The sequence below is a fragment of the Paracoccus sulfuroxidans genome, assembly GCF_007830335.1.
GTDB classification, from domain to species: domain Bacteria; phylum Pseudomonadota; class Alphaproteobacteria; order Rhodobacterales; family Rhodobacteraceae; genus Paracoccus; species Paracoccus sulfuroxidans.
The window spans coordinates 1-25,146 of sequence record NZ_VLKU01000014.1; the positions used below are offsets into that span (position 1 = coordinate 1).

General features: G+C 64.0%; 24 protein-coding genes and 1 tRNA gene. 18 read left to right on the forward strand and 7 right to left on the reverse strand.

Annotation, left to right across the window (positions count from 1 at the left end; genetic code table 11):
- Positions 1–2 precede the first annotated feature (2 nt).
- Together IQ24_RS17845 and IQ24_RS17850 are read right to left on the reverse strand one after the other, a co-directional pair.
- Positions 3–554 (reverse strand): hypothetical protein, encoded by a 552-nt coding sequence (locus IQ24_RS17845; protein WP_145396112.1) that lies wholly within the window; start codon positions 552–554, stop codon positions 3–5.
- A gap of 133 nt (positions 555–687) precedes the next feature.
- A complete protein-coding gene (locus tag IQ24_RS17850) occupies positions 688–1,581 on the reverse strand; it encodes a hypothetical protein (RefSeq protein WP_145399645.1) in 894 nt (297 codons plus the stop codon).
- A 490-nt stretch (positions 1,582–2,071) separates the two neighbouring features.
- On the opposite strand from IQ24_RS17850, the gene IQ24_RS17860 reads away from it, so the two are divergent.
- The gene (locus IQ24_RS17860; protein WP_145399646.1) at positions 2,072–2,308 is read left to right on the forward strand and encodes a hypothetical protein; all 237 of its coding nucleotides are present in this window, start codon (positions 2,072–2,074) and stop codon (positions 2,306–2,308) included.
- Between the two features lie 184 nt (positions 2,309–2,492).
- Positions 2,493–4,121, forward strand: coding sequence for a hypothetical protein (locus tag IQ24_RS17865; RefSeq protein WP_145399647.1), 1,629 nt, complete (start codon positions 2,493–2,495; stop codon positions 4,119–4,121).
- Positions 4,122–4,127: 6 nt separating this feature from the next.
- Here IQ24_RS17865 and IQ24_RS17870 read toward each other — a convergent pair whose 3' ends face one another.
- Complete coding sequence (locus IQ24_RS17870; protein WP_158637563.1) at positions 4,128–4,844, reverse strand: class I SAM-dependent methyltransferase; 717 nt, start codon at positions 4,842–4,844, stop codon at positions 4,128–4,130.
- Between the two features lie 37 nt (positions 4,845–4,881).
- Between IQ24_RS17870 and IQ24_RS20155 the strand changes: the two genes are divergently transcribed.
- Positions 4,882–5,022: a hypothetical protein gene (locus IQ24_RS20155; protein ID WP_158637564.1), complete on the forward strand. Its 141-nt coding sequence runs from the start codon at positions 4,882–4,884 to the stop codon at positions 5,020–5,022.
- 1,101 nt (positions 5,023–6,123) lie between these two features.
- Here IQ24_RS20155 and IQ24_RS17875 read toward each other — a convergent pair.
- Complete coding sequence (locus IQ24_RS17875; protein WP_145399649.1) at positions 6,124–7,020, reverse strand: LysR family transcriptional regulator; 897 nt, start codon at positions 7,018–7,020, stop codon at positions 6,124–6,126.
- An 81-nt stretch (positions 7,021–7,101) separates the two neighbouring features.
- Here IQ24_RS17875 and IQ24_RS17880 point away from each other — a divergent pair, with 81 nt between their 5' ends.
- The gene (locus IQ24_RS17880; protein ID WP_145399650.1) at positions 7,102–7,848 is read left to right on the forward strand and encodes a sulfite exporter TauE/SafE family protein; all 747 of its coding nucleotides are present in this window, start codon (positions 7,102–7,104) and stop codon (positions 7,846–7,848) included.
- Between the two features lie 50 nt (positions 7,849–7,898).
- Here the strand turns inward: IQ24_RS17880 and IQ24_RS17885 are convergent.
- Positions 7,899–7,973, reverse strand: a tRNA-Thr gene (locus IQ24_RS17885).
- 128 nt (positions 7,974–8,101) lie between these two features.
- Between IQ24_RS17885 and IQ24_RS17890 the strand changes: the two genes are divergently transcribed.
- From IQ24_RS17890 to IQ24_RS17925, 8 genes are all read left to right on the forward strand, one after another.
- Positions 8,102–8,290, forward strand: a complete 189-nt coding sequence (locus IQ24_RS17890; protein ID WP_145399651.1) for a hypothetical protein — start codon at positions 8,102–8,104, stop codon at positions 8,288–8,290.
- On the forward strand, positions 8,291–9,574 hold the full coding sequence (gene murA / locus IQ24_RS17895; RefSeq protein ID WP_145399652.1) for a UDP-N-acetylglucosamine 1-carboxyvinyltransferase: 1,284 nt from the start codon (positions 8,291–8,293) through the stop codon (positions 9,572–9,574).
- On the forward strand, positions 9,567–10,043 hold the full coding sequence (locus tag IQ24_RS17900) for a DUF2948 family protein (protein ID WP_145399653.1): 477 nt from the start codon (positions 9,567–9,569) through the stop codon (positions 10,041–10,043). Before murA ends, IQ24_RS17900 begins: the two co-directional genes overlap by 8 nt.
- On the forward strand, positions 10,040–10,507 hold the full coding sequence (locus IQ24_RS17905; RefSeq protein ID WP_158637565.1) for a GNAT family N-acetyltransferase: 468 nt from the start codon (positions 10,040–10,042) through the stop codon (positions 10,505–10,507). The genes IQ24_RS17900 and IQ24_RS17905 overlap by 4 nt, the downstream gene beginning before the upstream one ends.
- A gap of 79 nt (positions 10,508–10,586) precedes the next feature.
- Positions 10,587–11,897, forward strand: coding sequence for a histidinol dehydrogenase (gene hisD / locus IQ24_RS17910; RefSeq protein WP_145399655.1), 1,311 nt, complete (start codon positions 10,587–10,589; stop codon positions 11,895–11,897).
- Positions 11,894–12,388: a UPF0262 family protein gene (locus tag IQ24_RS17915; RefSeq protein ID WP_145399656.1), complete on the forward strand. Its 495-nt coding sequence runs from the start codon at positions 11,894–11,896 to the stop codon at positions 12,386–12,388. The genes hisD and IQ24_RS17915 overlap by 4 nt, the downstream gene beginning before the upstream one ends.
- 3 nt (positions 12,389–12,391) lie before the next feature.
- On the forward strand, positions 12,392–12,853 hold the full coding sequence (locus tag IQ24_RS17920; protein ID WP_145399657.1) for an arsenate-mycothiol transferase ArsC: 462 nt from the start codon (positions 12,392–12,394) through the stop codon (positions 12,851–12,853).
- Between the two features lie 97 nt (positions 12,854–12,950).
- Positions 12,951–15,062: a methyl-accepting chemotaxis protein gene (locus IQ24_RS17925; protein WP_145399658.1), complete on the forward strand. Its 2,112-nt coding sequence runs from the start codon at positions 12,951–12,953 to the stop codon at positions 15,060–15,062.
- A 70-nt stretch (positions 15,063–15,132) separates the two neighbouring features.
- On the opposite strand, the gene edd is transcribed toward IQ24_RS17925, so the two are convergent.
- Positions 15,133–16,935 (reverse strand): phosphogluconate dehydratase, encoded by a 1,803-nt coding sequence (edd, locus tag IQ24_RS17930; RefSeq protein WP_145399659.1) that lies wholly within the window; start codon positions 16,933–16,935, stop codon positions 15,133–15,135.
- Positions 16,936–17,048: 113 nt separating this feature from the next.
- Between edd and IQ24_RS17935 the strand changes: the two genes are divergently transcribed.
- The 5 genes from IQ24_RS17935 (at position 17,049) to pgi (ending at position 22,616) form a co-directional block, all read left to right on the forward strand.
- Complete coding sequence (locus IQ24_RS17935; RefSeq protein ID WP_145399660.1) at positions 17,049–18,245, forward strand: RSP_2647 family RNA methyltransferase; 1,197 nt, start codon at positions 17,049–17,051, stop codon at positions 18,243–18,245.
- Positions 18,242–18,793, forward strand: coding sequence for an RSP_2648 family PIN domain-containing protein (locus IQ24_RS17940; RefSeq protein WP_145399661.1), 552 nt, complete (start codon positions 18,242–18,244; stop codon positions 18,791–18,793). Before IQ24_RS17935 ends, IQ24_RS17940 begins: the two co-directional genes overlap by 4 nt.
- A gap of 73 nt (positions 18,794–18,866) precedes the next feature.
- A complete protein-coding gene (gene zwf, locus IQ24_RS17945; protein ID WP_145399662.1) occupies positions 18,867–20,321 on the forward strand; it encodes a glucose-6-phosphate dehydrogenase in 1,455 nt (484 codons plus the stop codon).
- Positions 20,318–20,992 carry a 6-phosphogluconolactonase gene (gene pgl / locus IQ24_RS17950; RefSeq protein WP_145399663.1) on the forward strand — a complete coding sequence of 225 codons (675 nt, stop codon included), beginning with the start codon at positions 20,318–20,320 and terminating at the stop codon, positions 20,990–20,992. Before zwf ends, pgl begins: the two co-directional genes overlap by 4 nt.
- A gap of 19 nt (positions 20,993–21,011) precedes the next feature.
- Entirely contained in the window at positions 21,012–22,616 is a 1,605-nt protein-coding gene (gene pgi / locus IQ24_RS17955; RefSeq protein WP_145399738.1) for a glucose-6-phosphate isomerase, read from the forward strand.
- Between the two features lie 46 nt (positions 22,617–22,662).
- On the opposite strand, the gene IQ24_RS17960 is transcribed toward pgi, so the two are convergent.
- Positions 22,663–23,748: an alkane 1-monooxygenase gene (locus tag IQ24_RS17960; RefSeq protein ID WP_199756637.1), complete on the reverse strand. Its 1,086-nt coding sequence runs from the start codon at positions 23,746–23,748 to the stop codon at positions 22,663–22,665.
- A 54-nt stretch (positions 23,749–23,802) separates the two neighbouring features.
- On the opposite strand from IQ24_RS17960, the gene IQ24_RS17965 reads away from it, so the two are divergent.
- Positions 23,803–25,089 carry an O-acetylhomoserine aminocarboxypropyltransferase/cysteine synthase family protein gene (locus IQ24_RS17965; RefSeq protein WP_145399664.1) on the forward strand — a complete coding sequence of 429 codons (1,287 nt, stop codon included), beginning with the start codon at positions 23,803–23,805 and terminating at the stop codon, positions 25,087–25,089.
- Positions 25,090–25,146 lie beyond the last annotated feature (57 nt).

The window sequence follows — 25,146 nt, forward strand, 5'->3', positions numbered from 1 at the left end:
GCTCATCCCCGCTCCCCCGCCAGTGCGCGCAGGGCGACAAGCCCCTCCGTTACAGTCTGGTCAATCAGATCGGAGTTCGCCCATCGGTGGCGGTCCCCATCGGTGGCCGTCATGTTCAATTCTCGGATTTCGTTCAGCGCGATTTTGACCCGCGCCGCCGCCTCGACGCTCACCGTGCCCGCGCTGGACTGGGTGCAGTCACGGCAGGGTTGGAGGGCGTGCTCATGGAGGCCAAAGTCGCTGCACGTTTTGCACGCCACCGGCTGCGGCTCGGGGTCGGCCTGGATCGCGGCGAGGATGCGGTCCTCGTAATCGGCCTGAGCGGCTGCATACGCCGCATCTTCGTTGCCGCCTTCATAGATCACCTTGCAGTCCGGGTACCTGATCACGCGGAACCACACTTCCGGGTCGTCTCGGTAGGTCCATGTGAGATTGTACTTTATCAGGCCAGCCGAAGCGTTCTCGCCCCAGCAACTCAAGTCGGCGCGCACCCACTCCAGCGTCCTGATCGTGCCGCTTACATGCTTGGGGGTGGCGGTTGAGGCGGTGGTCATTCGTCAAACCTTTTCCATTTCATCACCCACCTGAAACCATTTCGGTCCCATGAGGCGATCGTGAATACGCCTAAAGTTAGGCGCACCGGAAGGAAGATTGTTGAGGCTAAAATAAAGCCATATGCGAACTCCGTCATGCGCCCGCCTCCTTGCGCTGGTCGAGGCGGGCGAGGATGGCGGCGGCGCAGGCAGCGGAGTGCCGGTCAAACATGCCGCTGCCGTGGTCTTTGGAGTATTCCTCGCAAATCTCCGCACACGCCCGCGTCTCTGCGACCACGGCCCTCTTGACGATCTCGGCAAGGGCGGTGGTCTCGGCTTCGGTGGCGAGGGCGCGGACTTGATCTATCTTATAGGCATTGGTTTCGCGCCAAAGCTCATCGTACCTAAGCGCCGCCCTCTCATACGCCGCCGCTGTCGCTGCCCGTGCCTCGTCACGCTCGGCGGTCAGGCGGGCGATGGTGTTTACCTGATCGTCGTGCCGCTCCATGAGCGCGCAATAGTCGATGCAGTTTTGCTTCCGCTCGGCCCGCAGCCGCTCGATCTCGGCTTGCTGCGCGGTATTCTCAGCGGACAGCCCGTCGATCACATTGTTACTCGCGGCGATGATGCTTTGCAGCCCCTCGACCTCGTCAGGCGCAGAGGGGACGGCGAGATCGGCGCGGTGATGCTTCACGATCTCGGTGGCGATGCGCATGGAGTTTCGCGAGGGCCCACCCATGTAAACGCTGGGGTAGTCGATGATCTGCGCGATGCCGACAATAAGGGCATCCGGCGCTGCCTGCTCTGGGGTGGAATCTTGACGTGCGCCCGCGTGGGCGGTGGGGGTGTCGGTCATGCCCTGTGCTGATTCCGAATCGACGCAAGACAGCCTGTCAGTGACAGCCGCCATTAGCGCTGCGACAGCCGCATGGGGATAGTTCCCTTCGTGACCGATGCCGAAATTATGCGGCGTCCGCAGTTTGATTTCCTCCAGTGCCTTCTCGATCGGGAGAATCGGCTGACGTCCTGAGGGCTGCGGCATTGTCATGCCGTCACCTCATCGCGGCCGACACAAAGGCTCTTGGCGGGGCTCTGAATTGTTTTACAAATGCTGTCTAACACATTGAAACTTAAAGAAGCGGTTTCAGACGATTTTACAAATTCGTGGCCTAGCGTGGCGGCTTTGGCTCGGTTTTGGGTACCGTAGGCCGGAGGTTCGAATCCTCTCGCCCCGACCATTTTCTAGCCCACAGTTTTCTCAGCATTGTTCTGATGTCGGTCCTGCCTTTCGCACTCGGCATCGGCCCCGCGCCTGCAGGTGCGAATCGCGACCCTCTGCCCGAAAAGATGACGCAGCGCCTGACGGATTGCACATGGGGCGCGGGTCGGTTACAGAACTGTGAGGTTTGTCGGAGATCATCCGTAACCATGTGATGCCCAGAGGCGAAGAGCCAGGCATTCATTTTCGTCCGTCGCCAGCGCCGCAGACTTCGGCAGGCTTGGCGGATGACCAACTAAAACTGAAGAAAGGACGTCGCATGTGGACTCGCGTTCCTACGATTGTCGATGGCAATACCATTTCCGGAGACTGGACCATTTGCTTTGGTGACCGCCCCGTCGGTCGTATTTCCTATTCGCCCGAGGCACCGGGGCAGGGCGCCTGGACCTGGGCTCTGACCGAGGGTGCGGAGCTCTCCGGACGGGTCTGGACGGAAGAGGCCGCGATGGCGAGCCTGAGAGAAGCCGCCATGGGGTCCAGCCCCGAGGCCGCCTGATACCAAGCTTGGCCGCCGGCTGCGCTGAACTGTCAGCGAATGCACGGCGGCCCGCTTCCCCTTTGCAGCGACGGGCCTTGCCGCCGCCCGTTCCTGACTCGACCGAACGTGATCTTGACGCGATAGCGGCATCTGCCGCCTTCGGCTACGCTCTCGGCACGGTTGCAAAGGGCGGGGAAGAATCATGGCAGATGTCAAAAATGCAATGACCCGGCGCACGCTTCTGGCCGGTGCCGCCATGGGCGCATTGCTGCTGGGCAGCCGGATCAGCGCGCGTGCGGCAGATGCTCCGGCGCGCAAATATCTGCCCGTCACCGCCCGGATCCTCAACAGCGGGCATTCGCTGGTCGACGCGATTTTCGCAGGTGCGGGCGACCGGCGACAGACGCTGACCAGCTATCATCCGCAGGGCGCTCGGAACTGGCGGTTGGTGTCCATTCCGGGCTCTTCGATGGCGATCCGCTGGGACTGGCGCTTCGGTGCTGAGGCCGGAGCCATACCCGATCGCACACCCGGGGCCTATAGTCAGGCGAATGAATATAGCCCCGTCCTGCCCGGCCGCGACATGGCCGAGTTCGATGCGCTGTTCATCACCGAAGGCGGGCCGTTTGCGGTGCCATTGGACGTCGACGGCTTCAATCAGAACTGGAACGCCTCGAACGCGGCCTTTCAGAAGTGGCGAGAACTGGCGGCCGGAAAACCCGTCTTCTTCTGGACGATCTGGCCTGCAACCACCGCGCAGGACCAGTCGGCCTCGGACCTGACCTGGCGTCTGGCGCCCTCGGATCGCAGGGATATCCCGCCTTTTCTGGCCTTCCTCGACCGCTACGAAAAAACCGCCGAGCAATGGTGCAGCCAGAACGGCCAGCAGATCGCGACGATCATCCCCGGTCATCGGCTTTATTGGGAGCTTTACTGCCGCTTCAACGATTACGAGGGGCGGCCGCAACTGCCCGGCGCTTGGGCCGATATCTGGGCCGATGACGGGCAGTCCATCCACGCGAACCATCTGGGGTCGGTCTTTATCTCGGTCATGTATTACCGCTGGATGTTCGGGGAATATCCCGACCGCGCCATCGTCGCCAAGCGGCTGGCCGAGGCTGAAACCAATCATGGCATCACGGAAGAGCATGTCTTCGAGGTGGTCGAGGCCACGCTTGACTATGTGCAGGGGCCGGGCGTCGACCTGCAGACCGGCAGTTTCGTCCCGCCGACCCCATTCTGGGACGCCAGCGGCCCCGGCACTGCCAATGTGATCGGCAGCTATACTCCCGGCGAGGTGATGGGCGAGAGCGGTCTCTGGTGGGAAATCGCTGAGGATATCGACAGCATGTACCTGCTTTTGCAGGTCAGTCACACGGGTGCGCATGGCACTCAGGTCCCGGTCTTTGCGGCCAACAATCCGAAATGGTCGTGGTGGGACGGCAAGATGCAGGGGCTGATCCTCGATGTCTCGGAAGGGGGCAAGGGCGGACGGGTCGCGGCCTGCGACGGCGATGGTATCATGGCGGCACCGCTGGATGTCATGGGCGGGCCCGATTCCAAGCGCTGGATCGAGTGCTACATCGGGCCGAAAGGCGCGCGGGTGAAGTTTCTGGACACGAAAGACCAGTGGCTGGGCGAGTTCTCGGCGCGCGGCAAGAAATCCCTGCCCTCCACCCGCATCGGCGTGAATGTCGGCTGGAACGACGAGGTCATGGCGGTGACCGAAGGCAATTTCGCCATTCATGCGGGGCTGGCCTATCTCTCCATCCCTGATGATTTGACGCGATTGCGGCTGATCGCGCATGTCTGCGGCGGCATCGTGCCCTGAGGTCGTTCAGCCGTCCTTTACCGCAATCCATTTGATCGCCCCAGCGGTGATGGCGCGGGGCTGGATCAGATCATCCTGCGCCGGCCATTTGCGGTGCTTCAGCACATGCTGCGCGACCTTGGGGCTGAGGTAGAAGCCATTCGCAAAACGCCCGAGGAAACGCATCGCGCGGGTGGCCTTGTTGCCCATCTCTAGAATCGCCCGGAAGGCGTGCCATTCACGCTCGGGCCAGATGAAGAGCGGCCGTAGACCGGCCAGCGTCAGGGTCTGGTAGACGCCGAGCGGGGTCATGTGGAAATAGCTCGCGTCATGCCATGGCTCGAGAAATGACATCGATCCCAGATGCATGCCGCCGGTCTTGAGGACGCGCGCGGCCTCCTGCGCTGCAAGATGGGGGAAGGCCAGATGCTCCCACACGGCGGCCGAATAGATCACAGCGGCCGAATCGTCCCGAAAGGGCAGGGCATGGGCATCGCAAAGGATGTCCGCGCCGCCCGATTCCTGCAGCCAGTCATGCACGCGCTCGGTCGAGATATCGGTGCCCAGATAGGTGTGGCCCTCGGCCTTGACCCAATCGCGCATCTGACCGCCGCCGCAACCGATCTCGATGAAGGTTTGGCCCTTGGGAAGCGACTGGATGACATCGACATGCGCGCGATCCAGATGATAGACGCCGCTGCCGGGCAGGCCGTGCCGGGGCGGGAAATGAAAAAAATCCTGCATCGGAATTTTTTCGGGGTTCAGCTGGTCCGGATGCAGATTGAACGAAATCGAACGCGATCTGGTCGCGAACAGCGAGGGTGCGTTTCCGGCCTCAACGACCGTTCTATCGCAGGAGGGGCAATGGGCAGAGGTGATCGCCGTCCCGCAATCCGGGCAGGCAAGGACGCCCAGCTGGTAGAGTTCTGCTTCCCGCGTCTTCGCTGGGTTTTCGGCCTTGGACATTGTGACTAACTAACTGATTATACTTGGCAGATTTCCTGAGGCGCGCGTGGAGCGCCCTGAAGACAGTCGGTCATGCCAGAAAGTTGCGGGGAATCCTATCGTGATCTGGGCGGTTGGCCTTGGGCCGGTCGGCTTGGACAACAACGATAGCTGCGTGGGAAAAGAATAACAGTTGTCTATTAGGCGATATTGATGGCCTTCCAGATCTAAAGTTAGCTCATCGGATTTGCGCAAAACAAATACCGCCTATTATTCGAATGGAGCGGGTGGCAATATGTTCTGAATATCAAATGGTGCGCCAAACAACCTGTCGTGCTGATTTCGCATGATCGGTCTTGGAGCATTTGATCGTTTGGGTGGGGAGCGGTGACCGAGGCCTCGGGAACTCGTTAATCCTCCACTTGCTACCGAGGACAAACCAGCAGGGCGGGCAGATGGTTCCGCGTTGACCTGTACTTTGTCAGGTCGGCGGGCGTCGGACCAGCAGCGGCCCCCATTCGAGGTGTTGAAGAGTGGGGGCCGCCCCGGGCCTTAGGCCCTAGTCGAGTCGACTACTTCAATCTAGCATAAACATTCGAAATCGCGGGGGAAATTTTCTGGCGGGGCGCTGATTTCGGCGCTTTCGATCGCGGTAGGGGTCGCGGATTCGGGTCAAGGATCCCGCAAACCGGGTGCGGGAGCCTCATCGCGATAGACCTGACTGTCAGGCGGCAGGCGCAAACCGTTTTCAGGTGATTTACAGGATAATGAAGCCCGTTCCGCATAGGCTTGGCATTTGGAAGCGGGCGGCCTGCCCAGACTTGAACGGAAACCAAATAGGTCCAATATGTCCAAGGCTGAGAGAAAATTAACCTGTGAATTTGACCTCCGGGTCTTTGACGTGACCTTCAAAATGGTTCCCGACAAATTGTACATTAGCCGGTGGTCGGCAAAATTATTCATGAGCGCCGGCAAATTCTCGCCGAAGCGCTTCGATTTCATCGGATCGGACTGAGGTGCAGGGGCCCAACCGGCCATCACGGAGGCCCGAATGCGGAAGGGTGATTCGTTTTCGCGGTCAGTTCTGCGGCGCGTCAGCGGCCTGCATCAGATGCTCGATCAGCTGCTCGGCGGCCTTCGGCAGCGCGGCCTCGGCACTCCAGGCCAGATGCAGGGTGCGCCGGGACCATGGGTCGGTCAGCGGAACGCAGGTCAGACCCGCTGCTGGGTCTTTCATCAGAACCTGCGGGACGATGGCGATGCCCGCACCGGCGGCGACCATCCGCAGCAACAGTTGCGCATTGCTCATCCGCGCCCTGACGCGCAGGCGTCGTGCGCCGGTGGCCGCACGCTCTTCAACATGCTGCTGAAGGGCGCTTTCGGGGGCGAGGCCGACGAAATCCTCATCCGCAATCGCGGCCAGATCAACGCTTGCCCGATCGGCCAGCGGGTGATTGGCGGGCAGGGCAGCGACCAGCCTGTCCTCGCGCCAGGGCCGCGTCCTGAGGCCCGAGAGGTCGGCCTGATCCGACATGATCGCGATGTCCTGTTCGCCCCGCGCCAGCGCCTCGGCGGTCTTGCGGCTGAGCAATTCGGTCAGCGTGACGCTGAAATTCGGCTGTTCGCGCAGGAAGCCGGCCAGAATCTCTGGCAGGTCGTGAAAAAGCGCGGCGGTGTTCACGGCCAGCCGCAACTCGCCCGCCATCTTGCGGCTGTACTGCTGAAGCGCGCTTTGCAAATGCCGCGCCTCGGCCAGCATGCGCCTGGCGTGATCCTGCAGCGCGACCCCCGCCGGGGTAGGCCTGACGCCGCGCCGGTGGCGTTCCAGCAGCTGGACACCATGGCGCAGCTCCAGATCCCTTAGCCGCGTGCTGGCCGCCGCGAGCGAGAGATTCGCGGCCTGCGCCCCTGCGGTGATGCTGCCCGCGCGCAGGACGGCATCAAAAAGGCGCAGGTCGGTCAAATCGAAATCCATCTGCTGTGCCTTCGTATTTAGCGAATCCTTGCGTCATCAGTGCCGAATTGCGGTCAGGCGCGGATGGCGCATGATCGCGGCATGAGCATCTTACCTGAACATCTTTTCGAAATCCTCGCCGTTTTTTTGGCCGCTGGCCTTGTGAAAGGCGCATTGGGCCTTGGCCTGCCGACGGTCTCCATGGGGCTTCTGGGCCTTTTCATGATGCCTGCGCAGGCCGCGGGGCTGCTGTTTCTGCCTTCGCTTCTGACGAATGTCGTGCAGGCGGTCGAGGGCCCCGGTTTGCGGCAGCTGCTTCGCAGGCTGGGGCCGATGCTGCTGGCCTGCTCGATCTCGACCGTGGCTTGCAGCGCGATTCTGGTCTTTGCCGAGCCCAGAAATTCGGGCCTGTGGCTGGGCACAGCGCTTCTGGCTTATGCGGTGACGGGAATCATGGGGTTTGAACTGCGCGTTTCACCCCGGAGTGAGCCTTTCGCGGGCATTGTGACCGGCCTACTGACAGGCGTCGTCACCGGCGCGACGGGGGTCTTCGTGCTGCCTGCCGTACCCTATCTGACCGGCCTGGGGCTGGAGCGTGACCGGCTGGTTCAAGCGATGGGACTGACCTTCGCCGTCTCGACACTGGCGCTTGGGCTGGGGCTTTGGGCCTATGGTGCCTTCCCGCTGCAATCCGGTCTGCAGTCGCTGATCGCGATCATTCCTGCCGCGCTGGGGGTCCGTCTGGGCGGCGCTCTTCGCCAGCGCATCAGCCCTGCGAGCTTCCGCAAGCTGCTGTTCCTGTTTCTGGCCGTGCTTGGCGTGCAGGGGATCTGGCAGGGCGTGGCGTGACCACGCCTCGGCGCGCGCCAGGCATCCAGTTATCGCAGGGAAATGATATCTGGTGCTGTGAGAGAGGATTGAACTCTCGACCTCTCCCTTACCAAGGGAGTGCTCTACCACTGAGCTACCACAGCGCCGTGACGGGCGTTTAGACCGTGTGCGCCGCATGCGCAAGGGGGATGATTGGAAAAATCCTGTCCACCGGTGCCTGGGTCGCTGCGGCGCTGCTGGACGCAGAAACGCAAGAACGCTAACAGAGGGGATGAACAGGAAATCACCCCCGGGCAACGGCAAGTCTGACGGTCGCGAAGAACGGCTGAAGGCCGCGTTGCGGGCCAATCTGTCGCGCCGCAAGGCGCAAGGGCGCGCTCGGGCGGATGAGGAGCAGGACAGGACAGGGCAGGACGGTGAGGGTGCGCCCTCGGATACCGGGCCCGGGAACGAGGAATAGATGGATCAGATCATCGTCAAGGGAAACGGCCCTCTCAAGGGGGAAATTCCCATTACCGGCGCCAAGAACGCCTGCCTTACCTTGATGCCCGCGACCCTGCTGACGGATCAGCCGCTGACGCTGACGAACGCGCCGCGGCTGTCGGACATCCGCACCATGACGGCGCTCTTGCAGTCGCTGGGGGCCGAGGTGGCCAGCCTGCAAGAGGGTCAGGTGCTGGCGATGTCCAGCCACGCGCTCAGCAGCCATACCGCTGACTATGATATCGTGCGCAAGATGCGCGCCTCGATTCTGGTGCTGGGCCCGATGCTGGCACGCGATGGTCATGCCGTCGTCTCGCTGCCGGGGGGCTGCGCCATTGGCGCGCGCCCGGTCGACCTGCACCTGAAGGCGCTGGAGGCGATGGGGGCCGAGCTGGATCTGCGCGACGGCTATGTGCATGCCAAGGCGCCCTCGGGGCGGCTGAAAGGGGCGGTGTTCGAATTCCCGATTGTCTCGGTCGGGGCTACGGAAAACGCCCTGCTGGCGGCGACGCTGGCGCGCGGGACCACGGTTCTGAAAAATGCCGCACGTGAACCCGAGATTGTGGATCTGGCGGTCTGCCTGCGCCGCATGGGCGCGCAGATCGAAGGCGAGGGCACCTCGACCATCACCATTCAGGGTGTCGATGCGCTGCATGGCGCGACCCATCCCGTGGTGACCGACCGGATCGAGCTGGGCACCTATATGCTGGCCCCGGTGATCTGCGGCGGCGAGGTGGAATGTCTGGGCGGTCGCATCGACCTGCTCGCGGCCTTTTGCGAAAAGCTGGATGAGGCGGGTGTCTCGGTGACCGAGACCGAGCGCGGGTTGAAAGTCTCGCGCAAGAACGGTCGGGTGAAGGCGGTCGACGTCGTGACCGAGCCTTTCCCGGGCTTCCCGACCGATCTGCAGGCGCAGATGATGGCGCTTCTTTGCACGGCCGAAGGCACCAGCGTACTGGAAGAGCGGATCTTCGAAAACCGCTTCATGCATGCGCCGGAACTGGCGCGCATGGGCGCGCGGATCGAGGTTCAGGGCGGCCATGCCACCGTTCACGGCGTCGAAAAGCTGCGCGGGGCGCCGGTGATGGCGACCGACCTGCGCGCCTCGGTCAGCCTGATTCTGGCCGGTCTGGCGGCCGAGGGCGAAACCATCGTCAGCCGAGTCTACCACCTCGACCGCGGCTATGAGAAGGTCGTGCGCAAGCTTCGCGGCGTTGGCGCGAACATCGAACGGATCAAGGAGCCCACCGCCCATGAGTGATGCACGCTTTGCCGATGCCGATCCCTCGCCGCTGGTTCTGCGGGCCGAGGATGCGCAGGATCTGACGGTGATCTCGGCGCTGCTGCAGGACAGCGTGCTGGCAATCACCGACATCACCTATGAGGCGCGGGCGCGCCGTTTCGCGCTGCTGTTGAACCGCTTCCGCTGGGAAGACGCGGATCAGGCCCGGCGCGATGCGCGCCCCTATGAGCGTGTGCGCTCGGTGTTGCTGATCTCGGACGTGCTGCGCGTGCAAAGCGACGGCATCCAGCGCGACGACAAGGATCTGGTGCTGGAGCTTCTGGCGCTCTCCTGGCAACCGGCCGAGGATGGCGCAGGCCGCCTGATGCTGGAGTTTGCCGGAGACGGCACGCTGGCGCTGGAGGTCGAATGCCTGAACGTCGACCTGCGCGACGTGACGCGCCCCTATGTCGCGCCATCCGGGAAGATGCCGCAGCATCCCGAATGAAGGTCTGGCGGCTCGACCCGCAGCGGGCCGAGGAATGCCGGCAGATCCGGCTGGAGATGCTGGCTCTGGCCCCCGAGGCCTTCGCCACGAAACTGCATGAATGGCAGGATCGCCCGCTGGCCGATTTCGCCGCGCGACTCGCCGATGTCCGGGTGTTCGCCGCCGGTCGCGTGGTCGGAGAGCCTGTCGCGACAGCAGGCTGGCACGAAGATCAGGACAAATCCGCGTGGATCAGCGCCGTCTTCTGCCGCCCCGAGGGGCGGGGGCAGGGCTTTGCCGCAGCCGCGATGCAAAAGGTCGAGGAGGACGCCCGCGATCACGGCATGGCGCGCTGCATCCTTCGGGTTTTCAACGACAATCTGGAAGCGTGGCGTTTTTACGAACGCGCAGGCTATTCCGTCGTGCCAGCGCAGGCGGATGGTGACCCCGGGCTGATTGCGATGGAAAAGCCGCTTCAGGCATAGCTTCCGTCCAGATTGCCATCGCCGCTTGAGCAGGGCGAAGGCAACGGCTAACAACGACATATTGTTGCGAGCGGACCCGATGCCCATTCATCTTTCGACCAGCCAACCCGATTTTGACGCGCGTTTCACAGAAATGCTGTCGATGAAGCGTGAGGACGCCTCTGACGTGAATGACGCGGTGGCCGCGATCATTTCGCAGGTGCGCGCGCAGGGCGACGAGGCGCTGATCGAACTGACGGCGCGCTTTGATCGGATGGAGCTGACCGCCGACCGCCTCGCTTTCTCGAAAGAGGAGATGGCGGCCGAGATCGCCCGTGTCTCGCCCGAGGATCGCGCCGCCCTGACCATGGCCGCGAACCGCATCCGCGCCTATCACGTCCGCCAGATGCCCGAGGATGTCAGCTGGACCGACCCCGAGGGCGCGACGCTGGGCTGGCGCTGGACCCCGGTGTCGGCGGCGGGACTGTATGTGCCGGGCGGGCAGGCGAGCTATCCGTCCTCGGTCCTGATGAATGCCATTCCCGCCCGCGTGGCCGGGGTCGAGCGTCTGATCATCTGCGTGCCGACGCCCGGCGGTGTGGTGAACCCGCTGGTGCTGCTGGCCGCCGAGCTGGCGGGCGTCGATGAGGTTTACCGCATCGGCGGTGCGCAGGCGATTGCCGCCATGGCCTATGGCACCGCGACGATCCGGCCGGTCGACAAGATCACCGGCCCGGGCAATGCCTATGTCGCGGCGGCGAAGCGCCATGTCTTCGGCCGCGTCGGCATCGACATGATCGCGGGCCCTTCAGAGGTGCTGGTCATCGCCGATGGCGCGCAAAACCCCGAATGGCTGGCGCTGGACCTGCTGGCTCAGGCCGAACATGACGCGGATGCCCAGTCGATCCTCATCACCCCCGATGCGGCGCTCGCGCGCGCGGTCGAGGCCGAGGTCGAGCGGCTTCTGCCTATCCTTCCGCGCGCCGAAGTGGCGGGCGCCAGCTGGCGCGATTACGGCACGATCATCGTGACCCGCGATCTTGATGAGGCGGCGGCGCTGTCGGACCGGATCGCGCCCGAACATCTTGAGCTTTGCGTCGACGACCCGGAGGCGCTGGCCGCCAAGACCCACCATGCCGGGGCGATTTTCCTGGGCGCATGGACGCCGGAGGCCGTGGGCGACTATGTCAGCGGCCCGAACCATGTGCTGCCGACGGCGCGCTCGGCCCGGTTTTCCTCGGGACTTTCCGCGCTCGATTTTCTCAAGCGTACCACGCTCGCGCGCCTGACACCCGCAGCCTTGCGCGATATCGGCCCTGCGGCGGTGCGCCTTGCCGCCTCGGAGGGGCTGTCGGCGCACGGCCTTTCCGTTTCCGCCCGTATTGACGCCCTGAACGGTGATCCGTCATGACCACGAATGTCAGTCTTGCGCGGCTTTGCCGCATCGAAATCGACGACAGCGCGCTGCCGCCCGCCACCCCAGAAATGGAGCAGGAGCGCCGCGTCGCGGTCTTCGATCTGCTTGAGGACAACAGCTTCCAGCTGCCGGGCCGCGACGACCAGCCCGTGCCCGAGGGCCCCTATGCCCTGCTTCTGGCCGTGCGAGAGCGGCGTCTGGTCTTTGATATCACCACCGATCCGGGCGATAAGGTGGCTGAATTTCACCTGTCGCTGGGTCCGTTCCGGCAGACGGTGAAGGATTATTTCCAGATCTGCACCAGCTATTTCGATGCGGTGAAGCGGCTGCCTCCGGCCCAGATCGAGGCGATCGACATGGCCCGCCGCGGCATCCACAATGAAGGTGCGCGGACGCTGCAGGACCGTCTGGACGGCAAGGCTGCCATCGATATCGACACGGCGCGGCGGCTTTTCACCCTGATCTGCGCCCTAGTGACGGAGTGATTCGTGGCCGGACCGATCCCACATTCGGTACTGTTTTGCTGCGATCATAACGCGATCCGCTCGCCCATGGCGGAAGGGATGATGAAGAAATTCTATGGCCGCGCTGCCTATGTTCAATCGGCGGGGGTCAAGAATGACATGGAAATCGACGGCTTCGCCATCGCCGTCAGCGATGAGATCGGGGTGGAACTGTCCCGCCACCGCTCGCGCTCGTTCGAAGAGATGCAGGCCTGGGGCGATGACCTTGGCGGCTTCGATCTGGTGGTGGCGCTGTCCCCGGCCAGTCAGCGTCAAGCACTTGAATTAACGCGGGTATTTCACCTGGATATCGAATATTGGCCGATCATGGACCCGACCGGTCTGGCCGAAGGACGCGAGGCGAAACTGGCCATGTACCGCTCGACCCGCGATCAGATCCGCGACCGGATGATCGAACGCTTCGGCCCTCCGACCGAGAACATCTAAAATTTTAGGCATCACGGTGTGGGGGCCTTGGGTGGCCGCTAACCGAATCTTAGGCTCTGTCCTTTAGCGCTTGGGAAATCTCTTTCAGGAGTTCCCGATGTCGGATCAAAATTTCATTCATCCAGACCTTGAACAGGCCATGCGCGCGCTGGAAACGCAGCAGGCCGTTCTGGCGCTGGATGTGGACGGCGAAATCATCGCGGTCAATCAGCGTTATCTGGATATGAGCGGCTACCGGCGGGAAGATCTGATCGGTCGGCCGTTCTCGCTTCTGCTGGCGCCCGAGCTGGCGGCGGCCAAACCCTATGAGGAGTTGAAGGAGGCGCTGACCCGCAGCGACCACCGCCGCCGCGTGCGCGATCAGCGCCGCACGCTGGAACAGCGTCGCGTGGACGGTCAGCCCTTCTGGGCCAACTGCTCATTCTGCCCGGCCTATGACAGCGACGGAAAAACGCTGCTGACGGTGATCTTCGCTATCGACGTCACGGCGGAGCATGAGCGGCTGAACCGGGCCGAGTCCACGCAGACGGCGCTGTCGCGGTCGCAGGTCGTCATCGAATTCGCGCCCAGCGGCGAAGTGCTGCACGCAAATGATAACTTCCTCAAGGCCTTTGGTTATACGCTGCCCGAGGTGGTGGGCCAGCATCACAGCATGCTTTGCGATCCCGATTTTGTGTCGTCCCCCGCCTACAAGAAATTCTGGAACGATTTGGGTCTGGGCTATTTCCAGTCGGGCGAGTTCCATCGCTTCGCCAAGGGTGGCCGGGATGTCTGGATCATGGCCAGCTACAACCCCATCCTCGACGGGAGCGGGCAAGTCACCCGGATCGTGAAAATCGCGACCGACATCACCGCGCGCAAGGTGATGGCGCAGGAAAAGGCGGGCGCGCGTCAGGCGGCGGTCTCTCGCTCGCAGGCGGTGATCGAGTTCAAGTCCACCGGTGAAATCATCACGGCAAACGACAACTTCCTTCGCGCGGTCGGCTATACTCTGCCCGAGATCGTCGGACGCCATCACCGCATGTTCTGCGAACAGGCCTACAGCCAGTCGAACGAATATCGGCAGTTCTGGCAGGATCTGTCCGGTGGCAGCTATCAGACCGGCGAATTCATGCGGATCTGCAAGAACGGAAAGCCGATCTGGCTGGTGGCCAGCTACAACCCCATTCTGGACGACGACGGCAATGTGACGGGCGTTATCAAATATGCCACCGACGTGACCGCCAAGAAAATCGCCATGAGCGAGATCGTCGAGGGGCTGGAGGCGCTGGCGAAAGGCAACCTGACCCCCCGGATCTCCGAGAATGTCTCGGGCGAGTTCGCGCAGATGCGCGACGGATTCAACACGACGCTGGAATCCTTCGCCCGCATGGTGGATGAGATCCGCGCCAATTTCGAAGAGATGAACTCGGAAGCCGGCGAGATCGCGCAAGGGGCGGGCGATCTGGCGCGGCGCGGCGAAAGTCAGGCCGCTTCGCTTGAGCAGACGGCTGCGGCAGTCGAGCAGATCTCGGGAAATATTGCGATGACCAGCCAGTCGGCGCGCGACGCTGACAGCTCGGCCCGCGATGCCCAGGAAATCGTCGAAAACGGTGCGCAGGTCGTGGCTCAGGCGATCGCCGCCATCGAGCGCATCGACGAACACACCAAGAAGATGGGTGAGTTTACCCGCGTGATCGAAGGGTTCGCCTTCCAGACCAACCTCTTGTCGATCAATGCCGCCGTCGAGGCTGCCCGCGCGGGCGAGGTGGGTCGCGGCTTCGCTGTCGTGGCGAATGAGGTCCGAAATCTGGCGCAGCAATCCGCCAAGGCGTCGCAAAACATCGCCGATTTGATCGGAAAAAGCGAAACCGAGGTGAAGTCGGGCGTGCGTCTGGTTCGCGACGCGGGCAGCTCGCTGGATCAGATCCGCAAGGCTGTCAGCGGCATGGTCGAAAACATCGCCGAGATCGCCCATGCGACAACCGAACAGTCGACCGGCGTTCGCGAGGTCTCGGAAGCGCTGTCCCAGCTCGACAACGTCAATCAGGCCAATCTTTCGATGTCCGAGCAATATGCGACCGCCGCCGCAGCACTGCTGACCCAGGTCGAGGAGTTGAACGGCCTGATGGAGCGCTTTGAGACCGGCTCGGATGCTGGGGCCGCCTTGGTGCATCAGCCGAAGAAAGCCCCGACGGATCCATATGGACATCAGCGCATCGCCGGATGACCTGCGGAAGCTGAAAGCGAAGCGCGGGGCCAGCGGCCCTGCGCATCATCGAAAGGAAGCAGCGTGGTGATCAGACGACGACCGAGGCGCCTTCGGAGGCCGGAGTGACATTCTCGCGGAACGCCCGGAACAGCTCTCGCCCCATGCCTTCGGACGAAGCGCTGCTGTCGAAATGCGCGGCCGGGCGCGTCTCGAACCCTTCCGTGAGGCATTCCAGCCGTCCGCTTGGGACATCCAGCCGAAGGATGTCGCCATCCTGCAGGCGGGCGATGGGGCCGCCGCTGGCGGCCTCGGGGGTGACATGGATCGCGGCCGGAACCTTGCCCGAAGCCCCCGACATCCGGCCATCGGTGACCAGCGCCACCTTCTGGCCCCGGTCTTGCAGGACCGAGAGGATGGGGGTCAGCGAATGAAGCTCGGGCATGCCGTTCGCGCGAGGGCCCTGAAAACGGACCACGACCACGACATCCCCGTTAAGTTCGCCGTTCCGGAACGCGGTCTTCACCGCCTCCTGATCCGAGAAGACGCGGGCAGGGGCCTCGATGACATGACGCTCGGGTGCAACGGCCGAGATCTTGATGACCGACACACCAAGATTTCCGTCCAGCTGCGCAAGACCTCCGGTCGCCGCGAAGGGCGTGGTGGCCGGACGCAGGACCTTGTCGTTCAGTGTGGTCGTCGCGCCATCGACCCAGTCGATGCGGCCATCGCGCAGGCGCGGCTCACGCGCGTAGTCGTTCAGATCCCCGCCGGTGATGGTGCGGACGTCCTCGTGCAGAAGGCCTGCGGCCAGAAGCTCTCGGATCATGAAGCCAAGACCACCTGCGGCATGGAAATGGTTTACATCCGCAAGGCCATTCGGATAGACGCGCGCCATCAGCGGCACGGTTTCGGACAGATCGTGGAAGTCCTGCAGATCCAGCAGAACACCCGCCGCCCGGGCCATCGCGGGCAGGTGGATCACCAGATTGGTCGAGCCTCCGGTCGCCATCAGCCCGACGATGCCGTTCACGAAGGCGCGCTCATCCAGAATCTCGCCCGCAGGCAGATAGGAGTTGCCAAGAGCGGTGATTGCGGCTGCGCGGCGGACGGCCTCAAAGGTCAGGGCCTCGCGCAGGGGCGTGCCGGGATTGACGAAGCTGGCGCCGGGCAGGTGCAAGCCCATGAACTCCATCAGCATCTGGTTGGTGTTCGCCGTGCCATAGAAGGTGCAGGTGCCGGGCGCGTGATAGCTGGCCATCTCGGCGGCCATCAGCTTGTCGCGGCCAATCTCTCCGGCGGCGAATTGCTGGCGGACCTTCGCCTTCTCGTCATTGGGCAGGCCTGAGGGCATAGGGCCGGATGGCACGAAGACCGCCGGAACATGGCCGAAGGTCGCGGCGCCGATGATCAGCCCGGGCACGATCTTGTCGCAAATGCCAAGGTAGACTGCGGCGTCGAACGTGTCATGCGACATCGCCACCCCGGTCGCCAGCGCGATGACGTCGCGCGAGAAAAGCGACAGTTCCATCCCGGCGCGGCCCTGGGTCACGCCGTCGCACATGGCGGGCACTCCGCCCGCCACCTGCGCGGTTGCCCCGGCGGCATGCGCGGCGCGGCGGATCAGATCGGGGTAATGCTCATAGGGCTGATGGGCCGACAGCATGTCATTATAGGCGGTGACGATGCCGATATTGGGTTTGCGCGTCCCGGCCAGATCAGCCTTGTCGGGCATGGCGGCATAGGCATGCGCCTGATTGCCGCAGGAAAGATGGGCGCGGCGTGGCCCGTCCTCGGCCGCGCGGGCGATTTTCGCAAGATAGGCCGCGCGGGTCGAGGCAGAGCGTTCGCGGATGCGGTCCGTGACCCGATCAATGGTGGCGTGAAGCGACATGGCGGGGTCCTCCTTCTGCATCATTTAGTGTGTTAGCGGTAACGATGCAACTGGCCCGCTCTTGCCCGCAGCGGGCTGCCATGGCAATCCTTCGGCGTCAACAAGAGGCCAGCATGACCGCCGATCTGCCCATCATCCGCCTGCGTCCCAAATCCAAGCCTCAGGCGATCCGTCACGGATTTCCCTGGGTCTATGCCGATGAGGTTGTGACGGACCGCCGGACCCGCGCCATTGCGCCGGGCGCTTTCGCCATTCTGGAGGATGCCGAGCGGCGCGCGCTGGGCCTTGTCACCGTGAACCCGAACTCTCGCATCATCGCGCGGATGATGGATCCCGACCCCGAGGCGCAGATCGACGGCGAATGGCTGCGGGTGCGGCTGCGCCGGGCGCTGACCATGCGCGAGCGTCTTTACGACGCGCCCTTCTATCGCCTGATCCATGCCGAGGCCGACGGGCTTCCCGGCACCATCATCGACCGGTTCGGCGATGCGGCGGTGATCCAGCCGAACGCGGCCTGGGCCGACCGGATGATCGCGGAACTCGCCGATGCCCTGCGCGCGGTCACGGGCGTTTCGACCATCGTCCTGAACGGGCAGAGCCGGGCGCGCGGGCTTGAGGGGCTGGATGAGCGGACCGAGATCATGTCGGGCGCAATCGACGGCCCGATCGAGGTGCCGATGAACGGCGCGATCTATCTGGCCGATCTGGCGCATGGCCAGAAAACCGGCCTGTTCTATGACCAGCGCCCGAACCACGCCTTCGCGCAGCGCCTGGCAAAGGGCGCGCGGGTGCTGGATGTGTTCTCGCATGTGGGCGGCTTCGGCCTTGCCGCGCTGGCAGCAGGCGCGCGTCGGGCGACCTGCATCGATGGCTCGGCGGCCGCGCTGGCGCTGGCCACGGGCGGTGCAAAGGCCATGGGCGCCGATGACCGTCTGGAGGTGCGTCAGGGCGACGCCTTCGACCAGCTTGAGAAACTGGCGGCCGAGGGGGCCGAGTTCGATCTGGTCATCTGTGACCCGCCCGCCTTCGCGCCCTCGAAACCGGCGCTTGAGGCCGGGTTGCGCGCCTATGAACGCATTGCGCGGCTGGCCGCGCCGCTGGTCGCGCCAGGCGGCTATCTGGGCCTTTGCTCCTGCAGCCATGCGGCGGATCTGGCCTCCTTTCGCAACGCCAGCGCGCGCGGCATCGGTCGTGGCGGGCGGCGGATGCAGCTTCTGCACAGCGGTCAGGCCGGGCCCGACCATCCGACGCTGCCGCAACTGGCGGAAAGCGGCTATCTCAAGGCCCTGTTCTTCCGGTTGGACGGGTGAGGGCGGTTCTGGACGCCTGCGTGCTGTTCCCGACCGTGCTTCGGGAAATCCTGCTGGAGAGCGCGGCGGCGGGCCTCTACACTCCTTTCTGGTCCGAGCGGATTTTGGCGGAATGGCGCGGTGCCGCAGGCCGGATCGGGCCTGATGCCGATGCCGTTGCCGGGGCGGAAATCGCGCTGTTGCAGGCGCGCCTGCCTGATGCGCAGGTCACCCCGGCGCAGGATGCCGCGATTGATCTGGACCTACCCGACCCCGCCGACCGCCATGTGATCGAGGCGGCGGTCGCGGCCGATGCGCCGGCGATCGTCACCGCGAACCTGCGCGATTTTCCCCGCAGGCAACTGGCCAGTTTAAACATTCAGGCCATCCACCCCGACGAATTCCTGCGCGATCTTTATCTGGCGCATCCGGCGGCGATCACCGCAGCGGTTGAGGCGACCCACGCCCGCGCGGTGGCGGCGGGCGGGGACATCAGCCGAAAGGACCTGATGCGACGAGCAAGGTTGCCTCGGCTTGCGCGGGCGATGCAGTATCAGGCCACGGATTGACGTTGGTTTCAGGGCATGAATGATGTTAACGCTAACGGGCGCTAAGGCACAGATTGCGAACGAGGAGGGGACCATGGTCTCACGCGTCATCCCTGTCGAGGATTTCGATCTGGTGATCTTCGGTTCCACCGGCGATCTTGCCCGTCGCAAGATCTTTCCGGGGCTCTATCGCCGCTTCATCGCGGGCCAGTTCCCGCAGGGTGCGCAGATCATCGGCGCGGCGCGCACGCAGCAGGACACTGCAGCCTTCCGCGATGAGATGCGCAAGGCTATCGTCGAATTCGCGGGCAATCCCGGCAAGGACGCGGCCAAGGTTGAGGAGTTTTTGCAGCGCCTGACCTATGTCTCGGTCGATGCGCGGGGAACGACCGGCTGGGAGGAATTGCATGAGCATATGCGCGAAGGTGTCGTCCATGCCTTCTATTTCTCGGTCGCGCCCGCCTTGTTCGGCGATATCGCCCAGCGGCTCTCGCAATACGGGATGGCCGATGACGACAGCCGGATCGTGGTGGAAAAGCCCTTCGGCCGCGATCTCGTCTCGGCCCGAGAGCTGAACGCCACGCTGGCGCGGCATTTCCGCGAAGACCAGATTTATCGGATCGACCATTATCTGGGGAAAGAGACGGTCCAGAACCTGATGGCGGTCCGTTTCGCCAATATCCTGTTCGAGCCGCTGTGGAACGCCCAATACGTCGACCACGTCCAGATCACCGTGGCCGAGACGGTCGGCGTCGCCGGGCGCGGCGAATATTACGACCAGTCCGGCGCCATCCGCGACATGGTGCAGAACCACATGATGCAGCTTCTGTGCCTGACCGCGATGGAGCCGCCCTATCACTTCGACCCGAATGCTGTGCGCGATGAAAAGCTGAAGGTCATCCGCGCGCTGGAACCGCTGGAGCCCGATGACATCGTGCGCGGGCAGTATCTGGCCGGTCCCGACGGCCCCGGCTATGTCGAGGATGTCGAGCATCCCGACTCGCGCACGGAAAGCTTTGTGGCGCTGAAGGTTCGGATCTCGAACTGGCGCTGGCAGGGCACGCCCTTCTATCTGCGCACCGGCAAGCGGCTGCGCGCGCGCACCAGCGAGATTGTCATCACCTTCAAGGATCCGCCGCATTCGATCTTTGACGATGACGGGGTTTCGCCCGCGAACCAGCTGGTCATCAAGCTGCAACCGAATGAGGGTATGCACCTGACCATGATGATCAAGGAACCGGGCCCGGGCGGCATGCGCCTTGTGCAGGTGCCGCTGGACATGAGCTTTGCCGACGCGCTGGGCGCGAACGGCACCGATATGCCCGACGCCTATGAGCGGCTGATCATGGACGTCATCCGGGGCAACCAGACGCTGTTCATGCGCGGGGATGAGGTCGAGGCCGCCTGGGCCTGGACCGACCCGATCATCTCGGGGTGGGAGCAGTCGACGCGGTCGCCTGAGCCCTATGACGCTGGCTCCAGCGGCCCTGAAGAGGCCCTGCGCCTTTTGCATCGCGACGATCGACGCTGGAGGGAGATCAGACCATGAGCCTTGATTTCATTGAATATCCAGACCGCGAGATGCTGTATCTGTCGCTGGCGAGCAAGATCTCGGGCCAGCTGTCGCAGCATCTGCGGACGAATGAGGGCGCGAGCCTCTGCCTGCCTGGCGGGACGACGCCCTTGCAGGTGTTTTCCTCGCTTTCGGGGGCCGAGCTGGAATGGTCGCGGGTCACGGTGTTTCTGAACGATGAGCGCTGGGTCAATGGCGACAGCGAGCGCTCGAACAGCCGCGTCCTGCGTAGCCATCTGCTGATCGGCAAGGCGGCAGCGGCGAATTACATCGACCTTTACACCGGCAGCGCCGAGCCCGCCGAAGCCGTCCCCGCATTGACCGAGCGTCTGACGCCGCATCTGCCGATCTCGGTTCTGGTGCTGGGGATGGGTGTCGACATGCATACGGCCAGCATCTTCCCCGACAGTTCCGAAAGCCTGCTGGCGCTGGCTCCCGATGCGCCGCTCTTGATGCCGATCACCAGCCTTCCCGGTGAATCGCGCATCACCCTGACCGCCCCTCCGCTCAACAGGGCGCTGAACAAGCACCTGCTGATCACCGGCCCTGAAAAGCGCGAGGCGCTGGAACGTGCGCAAAAGCTGGATCCGACCGAGGCGCCGATCCGGGCCTTCCTGGGCGACATTACCGTCCATTGGGCCGAATGAACGAGTGCGAGTGGACGATATGAACCCGGTCTGGACGAAACTGCGCGACCATCGGCATGCTCAGGCCGAAACGCGGATCACCTCGCTTTTCGAGGCCGACCCCACCCGCGCCGAGGCCTGCACGACCACGGCTGATGGTCTGGTCTTCGACTGGTCGAAAACCATGATCGACCAGACCGCGCTTGCCCTGCTGCTGGAACTCGCAGACCCGGTTCCGGCTGCGCGCAAGGCGATGTTCGCGGGCGAAAGGATCAATGAGACCGAAGATCGCGCGGTCCTGCACACGGCGCTGCGCAATCTTTCGGGCGCGATCATGGTCGATGGCCGCGACGTGATGCCCCATGTCCGCGAGGTGCATGACCACATGCGCGATTTCGCGACCCGCGTCCGCGACGGCAGTTTCGCGGGGCAGGGCGGGACGATCACCGATGTGGTGAACATCGGCATCGGCGGCTCGGATCTGGGCCCGGCAATGGCCACGCGCGCGCTCAGGCCCTATCACGACGGGCCGCGCATCCATTTTGTCTCGAACGTCGATGGCGCCGATATCGCTGATACTTTGCGCCATCTCGACCCGGAAACGACGCTGGTCATCGTCGCCTCCAAGACCTTCACCACGATCGAGACCATGACCAATGCCACCACCGCCCGCGACTGGATGGCGGACAAGGTCAGGGTGCCCGCGTCGCAATTCGTGGCGCTTTCCTCGGCCGAGGGGCGGACGGCGCAATGGGGCATCGACGCCGACCGCGTCTTCGGGTTCGAGGATTGGGTGGGCGGGCGCTACTCGGTCTGGGGGCCCATCGGCCTCTCGCTGATGATCGCCATCGGCCCGCGCCGCTTCGACGAGTTTCTGGCCGGCGCGGCGGCCATGGACGCCCATTTCCAGACCGCGCCCGCGACGCAGAACCTTCCGCTGATGCTGGCGCTTGTCGGGATCTGGCACCATCAGATCTGCGGCTACGGCACGCGCGCAGTGCTACCCTATGACAATCGTCTGGGCCGGCTTCCCGCCTATCTCCAGCAACTCGAGATGGAATCGAACGGCAAGCGCGTGGCCATGGATGGCTCCGACCTGATCCTGCCTTCAGGCCCCGTGGTCTGGGGAGAGCCCGGAACAAACGGCCAGCACGCCTTCTATCAGCTCATCCATCAGGGCACGGCCATCGTTCCCTGCGAATTCATCGTCGCCGCCAAGGGGCATGAGCCCGAACTTGCCCACCACCACCTCCTCCTCATCGCGAACTGCCTCGCGCAATCCGAAGCCTTGATGCACGGCCGCAGCTTCGAAGAGGCCCGCGCCCTGATGGCGGAAAAAGGCCTTTCCGGCAGCGAACTCGAACGCCAGGCCCGCCACCGCGTCTTCCCCGGCAACCGCCCGTCGACGACCTTGGTCGTCGAGCAACTGACGCCCTTCGTGCTGGGCCAGATCCTCGCGCTCTACGAGCATCGCGTCTTTGCCGAGGGCGTGATCCTCGGTCTCAACAGCTTCGACCAATGGGGAGTCGAGCTTGGCAAGGAACTCGCCCTCCGGCTCGCCCCGATGCTCGAAGGCCAGGACGTCCCCTGCCATGACCCCTCGACCCGCCACCTGGTCGATGTCATCCTCGACATGCGTGACTGATTTCTCTGTTGCCGAAATACCCCGGGGTCCGGGGCAGCGCCCCGGCTCAGAGCTGCCGCATCCGCAGAACCCTGCGGTCCATCACCCGCCGCCATAGTCGGGGGAACAGGGCGATAACCGCCATGACCGGCAGCGAATAGGGCAGCATCGGTCGGGAATGCAACTCCCGCCCCAGCCGCAGCGCCGGATAGGCGCGACCCGGATGGGCGTGATGATCCGAATGGCGGGGCGCGTTCACCATCATCAGCGATGACAGGAAATGTGGCGCGTCCCAACTGTGCGCGGGTCCGACCGGCTCGGGACGGCCATCGGGCAAAAGCCCGCGCGCCAGCCCGTAATGCTGGACGTAATCCGACAAAAGTAGCTGCATCTGCGCGTAAAGACACAGCGCCAGATACCAGCCAAGACCACCGGGCCCCGCCAGCCAAAAGACAATGACGCACAGCACTACCCCGCCCACGACCCAGACGAGATAGGGCGACACCCTGCGCCCCTGCCGCCCGCGCTCGGCCCGCAGACCTGCAACAAACGACCCGATCCAGGCACGCGGGAAGAAATGCCAGAAGCTTTCCCCCTGACGCGCCGAATTCGGGTCCTGCGCCGTCGCGACATGGCGGTGATGAACAAGCCGATGGGCCGAGACGTGATGGCCGAACAGCAGGCTCAGATATACCGCCGCGCCCAGCCGGAACAGCGCGCGCGATCCGCGATGGATCAGCTCATGCGCATTCGAATTGGACACCTGGCCGAAGAACATCCCCAGCCCGAGAAATAGCGCAAGTTTGGCGACCACCCCCAGCCCGGGCGCCACCAGTGCGGCGATCCCCAGCACCAGCAACACGAAATGCAGCCCGGCAAGGATCACCGACAGCCCGTCGCTGCCTTTCGGACCCTCCGCCCCCTGCGGATCGGCAAAGCCGCGCGCGACAACCGTGTCGACCGCCTGACTGGCCCCACCCATCCAGATCAGCGCGGCCCAGATCCAAGGGCCCCCCAGCAGGCAGGCCGCCAGCAGCAGCACGCCCGGCAGCAGCGCGAACAACGCGAACAGCGGCAATGAGGCAGGGCGGTCGAAATGTCGCGGCACGGCAATCCCCGGTTTTCCCAAGCTATAGCCCGCGTCCCGCCCCATTGCCACGTTCAGTCCCTGCGCCTAGTCTCGCCGCGACATATCAGGGAGAGTTCCATGTCCGACAACTGGGGTTTCGATACGACCGCCATTCACGCCGGGGCCGCGCCGGATCCCGCGACCGGAGCCCGGCAGGTGCCGATCTATCAGACGACGGCCTATGTGTTCAAAGACGCGGCCCATGCGGCGCGCCTCTTTGGCCTGCAAGAGGTCGGATATATCTATTCGCGCCTGACCAACCCGACCGTGGGCGCGCTGCAGTCGCGGATCGCGGCGATGGAGGGCGGCGCGGGCGCGGTCTGCTGTTCGTCCGGCCATGCGGCGCAGATCATGGCACTCTTCCCGCTGATGCAGCCCGGCTGCAATATCGTCGCCTCGACCCGGCTTTATGGCGGCACGGTCACGCAGTTCAGCCAGACGATCCGGCGCTTTGGCTGGTCGTGCAAATTCGTCGATCTGGACGATCTGGACGCGGTGGCCGCGGCCATCGACGACAACACCCGCGCGATTTTCTGCGAATCCATCTCGAACCCGGGCGGCTATGTGACCGACATTCCGGCGGTTGCGCGGGTCGCGGATCAGGCCAGGGTGCCGCTCATCGTCGACAACACGCTGGCCACGCCCTATCTGTGCAAACCCATCGAGATGGGCGCGACGCTGGTCGTCCACAGCCTGACGAAATACATGACCGGCAACGGCACGGTGACGGGCGGTGTCGTGGTCGATTCCGGCAAGTTCGACTGGTCGGCCAGCGACAAATTCCCCAGCCTCTCGGCCCCGGAACCGGCCTATCACGGGCTGAAATTCCACGAAACCTTCGGCAATCTGGCCTTTACCTTCCACGGCATCGCCATCGGGCTGCGCGATCTTGGCATGACGATGAACCCGCAGGCCGCGCATTACACGCTGATGGGGATCGAGACCCTGGGCCTGCGCATGCCGCGCCATGTGGAAAATTCCCAGAAAATCGCCGAATGGCTGGAGAAAGACCCGCGCGTGACCTCGGTCACCTATGCGGGGCTGGCGTCCTCCCCTTGGCACAAGACGGCCGAGCGGGTCTATCCCAAAGGGGCGGGCGCGCTGTTCACCTTCGCGGTCAAGGGCGGCTATGACGCCTGCGTCAAGCTGGTCGATAATCTGAAGCTGTTCAGCCATGTGGCGAATCTGGGCGACGCGCGCTCGCTGGTGATCCACTCGGCCTCGACGACCCACAGCCAGCTCACGCCTGAGCAGCAAAAGGCCGCAGGCGCTGGGCCGGATGTCGTTCGCCTGTCGATCGGCATTGAGGATGCGCAGGACCTGATCGCCGATCTGGATCAGGCACTGGCAGCGGCAAGCAACTGATCTGAAAATGAAAAGGGCGGGGTCAAACCCCGCCCTTCGATCCTTCCCGGCTGGCGC

What these genes read in the sequence shown, in the direction of transcription:
- zwf (WP_145399662.1), top strand. Translation starts at nt 18,867, where the DNA reads ATGGTCTCACGCGTCATCCCTGTCGAGGATTTCGATCTGGTGATCTTC.
- IQ24_RS17860 (WP_145399646.1), top strand. Translation starts at nt 2,072, where the DNA reads ATGTGGACTCGCGTTCCTACGATTGTCGATGGCAATACCATTTCCGGA.
- IQ24_RS17880 (WP_145399650.1), top strand. Translation starts at nt 7,102, where the DNA reads ATGAGCATCTTACCTGAACATCTTTTCGAAATCCTCGCCGTTTTTTTG.
- pgl (WP_145399663.1), top strand. Translation starts at nt 20,318, where the DNA reads ATGAGCCTTGATTTCATTGAATATCCAGACCGCGAGATGCTGTATCTG.
- hisD (WP_145399655.1), top strand. Translation starts at nt 10,587, where the DNA reads ATGCCCATTCATCTTTCGACCAGCCAACCCGATTTTGACGCGCGTTTC.
- IQ24_RS17965 (WP_145399664.1), top strand. Translation starts at nt 23,803, where the DNA reads ATGTCCGACAACTGGGGTTTCGATACGACCGCCATTCACGCCGGGGCC.
- IQ24_RS17850 (WP_145399645.1), bottom strand. Translation starts at nt 1,581, where the DNA reads ATGACAATGCCGCAGCCCTCAGGACGTCAGCCGATTCTCCCGATCGAG.
- IQ24_RS17925 (WP_145399658.1), top strand. Translation starts at nt 12,951, where the DNA reads ATGTCGGATCAAAATTTCATTCATCCAGACCTTGAACAGGCCATGCGC.
- IQ24_RS17900 (WP_145399653.1), top strand. Translation starts at nt 9,567, where the DNA reads ATGAGTGATGCACGCTTTGCCGATGCCGATCCCTCGCCGCTGGTTCTG.
- pgi (WP_145399738.1), top strand. Translation starts at nt 21,012, where the DNA reads ATGAACCCGGTCTGGACGAAACTGCGCGACCATCGGCATGCTCAGGCC.
- IQ24_RS17890 (WP_145399651.1), top strand. Translation starts at nt 8,102, where the DNA reads ATGAACAGGAAATCACCCCCGGGCAACGGCAAGTCTGACGGTCGCGAA.
- IQ24_RS17905 (WP_158637565.1), top strand. Translation starts at nt 10,040, where the DNA reads ATGAAGGTCTGGCGGCTCGACCCGCAGCGGGCCGAGGAATGCCGGCAG.
- murA (WP_145399652.1), top strand. Translation starts at nt 8,291, where the DNA reads ATGGATCAGATCATCGTCAAGGGAAACGGCCCTCTCAAGGGGGAAATT.
- IQ24_RS17935 (WP_145399660.1), top strand. Translation starts at nt 17,049, where the DNA reads ATGACCGCCGATCTGCCCATCATCCGCCTGCGTCCCAAATCCAAGCCT.
- IQ24_RS17875 (WP_145399649.1), bottom strand. Translation starts at nt 7,020, where the DNA reads ATGGATTTCGATTTGACCGACCTGCGCCTTTTTGATGCCGTCCTGCGC.
- IQ24_RS17915 (WP_145399656.1), top strand. Translation starts at nt 11,894, where the DNA reads ATGACCACGAATGTCAGTCTTGCGCGGCTTTGCCGCATCGAAATCGAC.
- edd (WP_145399659.1), bottom strand. Translation starts at nt 16,935, where the DNA reads ATGTCGCTTCACGCCACCATTGATCGGGTCACGGACCGCATCCGCGAA.
- IQ24_RS17845 (WP_145396112.1), bottom strand. Translation starts at nt 554, where the DNA reads ATGACCACCGCCTCAACCGCCACCCCCAAGCATGTAAGCGGCACGATC.
- IQ24_RS17960 (WP_199756637.1), bottom strand. Translation starts at nt 23,748, where the DNA reads ATGGGGCGGGACGCGGGCTATAGCTTGGGAAAACCGGGGATTGCCGTG.
- IQ24_RS17865 (WP_145399647.1), top strand. Translation starts at nt 2,493, where the DNA reads ATGGCAGATGTCAAAAATGCAATGACCCGGCGCACGCTTCTGGCCGGT.
- IQ24_RS17870 (WP_158637563.1), bottom strand. Translation starts at nt 4,844, where the DNA reads ATGCAGGATTTTTTTCATTTCCCGCCCCGGCACGGCCTGCCCGGCAGC.